Annotated in this window: 5 protein-coding genes; 2 read left to right on the top strand and 3 right to left on the bottom strand. The window is 59.7% G+C overall.

The window, feature by feature from the left end:
• Positions 1–219 precede the first annotated feature (219 nt).
• A complete protein-coding gene (locus NKI70_RS33620; RefSeq protein WP_352531237.1) occupies positions 220–582 on the bottom strand; it encodes a hypothetical protein in 363 nt (120 codons plus the stop codon).
• A gap of 84 nt (positions 583–666) precedes the next feature.
• Positions 667–906 (bottom strand): hypothetical protein, encoded by a 240-nt coding sequence (locus NKI70_RS33625; protein ID WP_352579441.1) that lies wholly within the window; start codon positions 904–906, stop codon positions 667–669.
• Positions 907–1,239: 333 nt separating this feature from the next.
• On the opposite strand from NKI70_RS33625, the gene NKI70_RS33630 reads away from it, so the two are divergent.
• Both NKI70_RS33630 and NKI70_RS33635 read left to right on the top strand, forming a co-directional pair.
• On the top strand, positions 1,240–1,452 hold the full coding sequence (locus NKI70_RS33630) for a DUF982 domain-containing protein (RefSeq protein WP_352517489.1): 213 nt from the start codon (positions 1,240–1,242) through the stop codon (positions 1,450–1,452).
• A gap of 262 nt (positions 1,453–1,714) precedes the next feature.
• Positions 1,715–2,050, top strand: coding sequence for a hypothetical protein (locus tag NKI70_RS33635; RefSeq protein ID WP_352693688.1), 336 nt, complete (start codon positions 1,715–1,717; stop codon positions 2,048–2,050).
• Positions 2,051–3,105: 1,055 nt separating this feature from the next.
• Here the strand turns inward: NKI70_RS33635 and NKI70_RS33640 are convergent.
• Positions 3,106–3,630, bottom strand: a complete 525-nt coding sequence (locus NKI70_RS33640) for a hypothetical protein (RefSeq protein WP_352726412.1) — start codon at positions 3,628–3,630, stop codon at positions 3,106–3,108.
• Positions 3,631–4,023: the final 393 nt, after the last annotated feature.

The following is a 4,023-nucleotide window of genomic DNA, read 5'->3' on the forward strand; positions in this document are numbered from 1 at the left end:
TCCTCACCGCGCTCGCGCAGCCGCCCCCAATCCGTTGTCCCCACTGCTGCAGAACCCTCTCCGCTAAAAATCTGCCAAAGTAGTGCTAACCTAAGCTAAGGTTTGCGGAGCCTCACGCCGGCGCCGCCGCCGTTCTCCGGGATGAACTCGACGCCGGCGGCCTGGAGGGCGATGCGCAACGCAGCAACGATTCGCTCTTGCGCTCGCGACTCCCGACCCTCAGTTTGAGCAAACGTAGGTGTGTTCAAACTCCGGGCGCCAAATCTCGACGCTGGTTTTTATCTCGCAGGTCCGGCCAGTTTGAGCGAGGTACTGCAGGGCGAAGGCTTGGTGCGCAGCAACCACCGGATCGAGCTTCACGAGCCCGACTGTTGCGCCACTGATGATCGCCGGAGCGGCAATAGTGCCTGGCGACGGTGTCGTCATGATCTTGCCAAGGTCCGGACGATCGAAGACCCAGAATGAACCGCCAGCGGTCTGGACGACGTGCTTGCGCGCGACAGAAGCGCTGTATGTTTTCAGCAAGTACCCGCTGTTCTGGCAACCGGCAATCACCAGAGCCGCGGCCAAAACCGCGATCATTCTTCCGCCTGCCCATAGCGCTTTCCCCCATCGCCTTTGGATAGAAGTACAGGCTATTTCCCAAGTCGATAGAACGGTTGGGCGTCAGCCGGGACAGGCCCCAAGCGCCTTGCAAATAAGCGAGACCAGTCTGTCGCGCGCCCGCTGGTGGAGAGCATCTTTTGGGCGCCGTGCAAGGAAGTCGTCGAGACTCATCCAGTCGACGGGATTCGTGCCGGCGCCTGGCCGATTGAACTCCACGTAGAGATGCAGCTCTTCAGGCAAGAAGACAACCCGCCATGTTCCGTGGGGGTCGCTGGCAATGCTATGGGCAATAACGGTCATGACGTTCACTCCTGTTGCCCAGCTTCGCCGATCTGCACGCGAGATTTCCATCCCCAGAAATGAGTATTGACTTCCGTCTGCGGATGCCTGCGCCGGCAAGTGGCCCGTGCGATAAGGACGGTTCTCGCTGTTGAGAACCGCAACGCGTTGGCGAGTCCAATCTGAGCGATCAAGCCCGCGCTCTGGACGAGCTCCCATCCTCACAGAATGTTCGCCCACCGGGACAAACGTGACGCAACGGAACGGAGGGTTCACCCGTAAGGTCTTGGGGAGGTTGCGAAAGGAGACCAGCATATGACCTGCGAACGAGACGTCGGCACGTTCGAAGAGCCCGTGACCGTTTTGCTGTCCTCGGGCAAAGTCAGTGTTTCGAGCACCCGCGAAGCCGCCGAAATGCTGCTTTACCGCTGGCCCATTGGAGAAACCGGGCGCCGCATCCAGGCTCGCATGGCGTGCATGAAGGTGCTCGGCGGCGGCAGCGCACCGGAGATAGCGCGCGTGGCATTTCTCAGCGCCGCCAAGGAAGCGAAAATCCTGAACGCTTGACGTCTCGTCAACGCGTGCCCACCACTGTCCATCGTGCATCACTCTTGCAGCGGCCGTTACATTTGTGCAAACATCGTGCCTCGATCATGCGGAGACGCCGAATGCTTGCGCGAGAAGGCTGGAGCCGCGGATCTGCACTCTACGTCACCCGCGAGTTGACGCGCTCTGTGGCGAGTTCGACGTAGAGATCGTCCCCAAGGGCCGCTATCCGAAGAAAGCCAGACGCGCGCCGTCGGCTCCATCCGCCGGCTGATCGACAATCATGGCGCTGAGCATGCACGGTTGGTCCTGTGTGTCTTGGCTGAGGGCCGCGGCCAACCACGCGCTCATCGAAGAAAGCAGCCTGACGGCCGTCTCTGACTTGCTGCTGGCCTGTCCGGACCTAGTGGAGCGGGGCATGGCCGCCGTGCTCGAGGTTTTCGACGCGATCCCGCTCGGCGCATACATGGCGATCGTCAATGAGCTGCGCGGCCACGTTCATCAGGGGCATGCGCTAGCTGGCATTCCTTTACGTGCTCCTCCGGCGCCTCCGGGAGAGCTCGCTGACGGCAAGGAGACTATTCGGTCCCGGATGGCCAAGGCGGACGCCAGAGGCTGAAAAGGGCCGGCAGTGCTTCACCAGGCGCCAGCGCCGCCGCGAGGAACTGATCGCACTCGGCAAGAGGATGCTCGCGGTCAAGCGTCAGTGCCTCATGGCGAGTTCGGACCATGGCTGCGCGATCAGCCTATCACCTACGATTTGGCTTTGAAGGCGATGCGGCTGGCCCGCGCTGTTGCCTAGAAGCGATCGGCCCTACCAAAGAAGAGGCGCGCTCCCTTGTTTCGCGCCGTATCCCCATCTAGCCTGAACTACTTTCGGTTGAGGGGCGGGTATGAAACAGAATCAGGAAGGCACTCGACGATCGTCCGTAGGCAATGCATTGGCCATCGGGCTTTTGATATCGAGCATATCCCTGGCAGGGTGCACCACAGTTTCAACTAGCGGTGCGGATGGATGGCTTACGAAGCGAAGTGCTTCCGGGGTTTCCGGCGCAATGGCTAAGAAGGGCATGATGCCCGCAGCGATCGACTGCCGGTTCGACAGCACAGCTCCGGGCAAAGCGGCCTATGGATCAAAAGTTACGTGGAAAGCTGCCCCACCAAACTTTGTCTGGCAAACGCATGTCGGCCCTCCCGATTTCGTTGCGAGGGGCGAAGCTGGATCACGCGCACTCGGTCTTCATCGCGTGTTTTCGAAAAGGGTTCGTGACAAGGCAACGGGTCAAGTAGTTCAGTGTTCGATCTGGAGGAATTGAAGCTGCTCGGCCTCGATCCGACAGGCAATCGATTACGGCCCAGGGGTGGTTACCGATAAACGGCATTCCCGTTAATCTCCGGCCCCGGTTTCGAGGCAAGAGAATCGCACGCGCGGCCTCGTCGAGGAATTCCGCACGTATGGTCATGTGTGGGGCCTGTCGGGCCGCGACATCTACTTAACGTCTACTTTAGACAGTCGGCGCGACCATAACTTTTGATAGCAGGTCAGGATCGCGGGATGCCTAGCCGCTTGAAATACCGGGTTACGTCCGGATGCTCGCGATCGTCCCGCCTCAACCGCGCAAGCGCGTCATCATCGCCGGCGAGCGCCATAGCCAAACCGGGAACGCTTATTCTTCACGGAACACCGGGCATTGTCTGGTTGTGAAGACGGTGCTTGATCACCAGCCGCCTGAGTGTGTCTTCGCTTACGTTGTAGTCGTACCTGAACAGATCAATGGCCCTCTGGACCGTGATCGCCTCTGCCCGTGGGATGTAGAGCGGCCGAAGCCGTTCGCCTGTTTCCGGCGCTGTTTTGACAGGGCGCGCATTGGTCATTCGGCCCATCGCGCTTCTGCGGCCCGCCGTTTCGCCCGACATCAGGGAACGATATCGCCCCCCATGTATTAGAAACCCATGGACACTATGGAACCTCACGGCCACGGGACGGCGGCCGATATTTTGACATCGGAAGTTGCCAATGCCAGGCAGCGCATCCACCGGACCGAGCTCGCGCTTCAACGCACTGAAGAAATGCTGGCCGAAAATCTCGCGCTGTGCAGCAGGATACGAACTGCGGTCGAGGCCGCAGACCGCTTGATGAAGATCGATCCCCCCAGCTTTGAACGACGTCGCGCGGGTTGAACTGGGCCGGCGTTTCATTCGTCGCGGCCTTGCGGCACCCTGCCGCAAGAGCCTGCCTGTAGGCATCACAGCGTGAGCAAACATTGGACAGAAGCATTCCAACGTTCACGATGTGCAACACCGACGCTAGATCGATACGAATCTTCAGTTCAAAGAGCGAGGATTAATGCTGCGGCAAACGAAGGGGGCACGGGGGGTCTTCGCACGAGCCAGTTATCCGATCTCCCGCTCAGAAATTTCTACCAAATATTCCGACCTCCTGATGGAACCCATTCGTTGCGGGCGAGTTGCGGCTGATTGGGACGGACTTCCCGAACATGACAACCAGCAACAAAGCAGACCATCAGTCTGTCTCCGAAGCGTTTCGGAAACTGATCCGTTCCGAAGGCTATCGTCATCACGTACAAACAT

Origin of the sequence: Mesorhizobium sp. M0500, assembly GCF_040321165.1 — a bacterium.
Lineage (GTDB): Bacteria > Pseudomonadota > Alphaproteobacteria > Rhizobiales > Rhizobiaceae > Mesorhizobium.

Coding starts and splice junctions, on each gene's coding strand:
- NKI70_RS33620 (WP_352531237.1), bottom strand. CDS start 582: ATGATCGCGGTTTTGGCCGCGGCTCTGGTGATTGCCGGTTGCCAGAAC.
- NKI70_RS33625 (WP_352579441.1), bottom strand. CDS start 906: ATGACCGTTATTGCCCATAGCATTGCCAGCGACCCCCACGGAACATGG.
- NKI70_RS33635 (WP_352693688.1), top strand. CDS start 1,715: ATGGCGCTGAGCATGCACGGTTGGTCCTGTGTGTCTTGGCTGAGGGCC.
- NKI70_RS33640 (WP_352726412.1), bottom strand. CDS start 3,630: ATGAAACGCCGGCCCAGTTCAACCCGCGCGACGTCGTTCAAAGCTGGG.